The sequence below is a fragment of the Paenisporosarcina sp. P4_D4 genome (assembly GCF_056401835.1).
On the sequence record NZ_JBFUIO010000263.1, the window covers coordinates 1 to 1,701 of the forward strand.

Consider the following 1,701-nt stretch of genomic DNA (forward strand, 5'->3'; position numbering starts at 1 on the left):
GTGTTGCTGGAATCAGAAGGAAAGCAGCAAATGATTTATAAACACGCTATTTCTACGTTTGTACCGGCGAAAGCAATTTCTATTTCCACTGACGAAGCATAATTAATTGTTTGATTGTATACCCGCTAGGATATATCATAAGGGTTGTATTTATTTGATTGGAGGAACAAACATGAAAACGATTCAACCTGAAGAGTTACAAGCAAGACTTGATGCAGGGGAAACAGTTCATATGATAGATGTACGTGAAGCTGATGAAGTTGCTAACGGTATGATTCCTGGTGCGCAACATTTATCATTGGGGTTAGTTGAATATAAACACCAAGAATTAGATAAAACGAAAGAATATGTCATAGTATGTCGCTCTGGTGGACGCAGTGGACAAGCTTGTCAGTTCTTGGAATCACAAGGCTTTGACGTAACAAACCTTTCTGGTGGCATGCTGGAATGGAAAGGTGAAGTAGAACTATAAAAAAACAGCTTAACTCGAATAATGAGTTAAGCTGTTTTTTCGGTTTGTTGTAAAGAACGAAATGGCAGGCGCCATTTATTCATATATGAAACAACACGTAAAGTTGTTGTAATCATGAATAATACATAAAGTGATACGTCGCTTGCGGCTAGTCCCACCCCGATAACTAATCCAGTAATCGCTGCCCATACTGCATATACTTCATTTTGTAAGATTAAAGGTTTTCGTTTCGCTAGGACATCACGGACGATACCACCACCCGAACCAGTCAGGACAGCAGCCACTACCGTTGCGTTAATTGGCAATCCGAGCTGAACAGCGAACAAGGCACCTTGAATGGCAAAAGCAGACAAACCGATTGCATCGAAGAAATTTCCCCAACGATTCCAATGTTTCAATAAGTTTTGTGGGAATAAGAAGACTGCGGTAATCGCAACAAAGGCAATTTGGAACATCATTTCCTGCTCCCAAAGTGCAGATACCGGTACACCTATAAGTAAATTTCGAATTGCTCCACCACCAAAGGCTGTTACAATTCCAAGTAAATACACCCCGAATAAATCATATTCTTCTTCCATGGCAACAATTGCACCAGAAACCGCGAACGCAATTGTTCCAATAATACTTAATACTTCCCAAGCCACTTCACATTCCTCCAGAATTCAATAGAACGGATTAAATTGTAGCAGAATTTCAGTTAATTACAATACTTTTCAGCTAGCTATCAATATAATTAGTTGACGATAGTAGTGGGACTGATAAGATGAAAAAGGAAAATAGAAGAATTGAGGCATATATCATGACATTTCGAACAATTTTGACACCAAAATTATTAAATGAAGCCAAGCAAATGGAACAACTCGTTTCTGCTCAACATGAAGCGGCTGATCATATCGCTTTTTTTAATCAGGAAAAAGTTATTACTGCATTTCGCAATAACCAAGTCAGCGATTTTCATTTACATCCTTCGACTGGGTATGGCTACGACGATGAAGGAAGAGATAATCTGGAAAGAGTTTATGCTGAAGTGTTCGGGAGCGAAGCAGCACTCGTCAGAGCACAGATTATTTCCGGAACACATGCTATAACAATCAGTTTATTTGGCGTGCTCCGTCCTGGTGACGAACTATTATATATAACAGGTAAGCCATATGATACATTGCAATCAATTGTAGATGGGGGAGAAAAGGACACGGGGTCATTAAAGGACTTTAATATCTCCTATCAAC

The 1,701-nt window shown here is 39.3% G+C and carries 4 protein-coding genes; 3 read left to right on the top strand and 1 reads right to left on the bottom strand.

Features of this window, described 5'->3' with window-relative positions:
• A partial coding sequence (locus AC1DSL_RS17890) for an RNA chaperone Hfq (protein ID WP_477533276.1) occupies positions 1-102 on the top strand: 102 nt, incomplete at its 5' end.
• Positions 103-172: 70 nt separating this feature from the next.
• Positions 173-472 carry a rhodanese-like domain-containing protein gene (locus AC1DSL_RS17895; RefSeq protein ID WP_477533273.1) on the top strand — a complete coding sequence of 100 codons (300 nt, stop codon included), beginning with the start codon at positions 173-175 and terminating at the stop codon, positions 470-472.
• A gap of 26 nt (positions 473-498) precedes the next feature.
• Here the strand turns inward: AC1DSL_RS17895 and AC1DSL_RS17900 are convergent, their stop codons facing one another.
• Positions 499-1,116 (bottom strand): trimeric intracellular cation channel family protein, encoded by a 618-nt coding sequence (locus tag AC1DSL_RS17900; protein ID WP_477533274.1) that lies wholly within the window; start codon positions 1,114-1,116, stop codon positions 499-501.
• Positions 1,117-1,271: 155 nt separating this feature from the next.
• On the opposite strand from AC1DSL_RS17900, the gene AC1DSL_RS17905 reads away from it, so the two are divergent.
• Positions 1,272-1,701, top strand: a 430-nt coding sequence (locus AC1DSL_RS17905; RefSeq protein ID WP_477533275.1) for a methionine gamma-lyase family protein, incomplete at its 3' end; no start/stop codon positions are given.

Coding starts and splice junctions, on each gene's coding strand:
- AC1DSL_RS17895 (WP_477533273.1), top strand. CDS start 173: ATGAAAACGATTCAACCTGAAGAGTTACAAGCAAGACTTGATGCAGGG.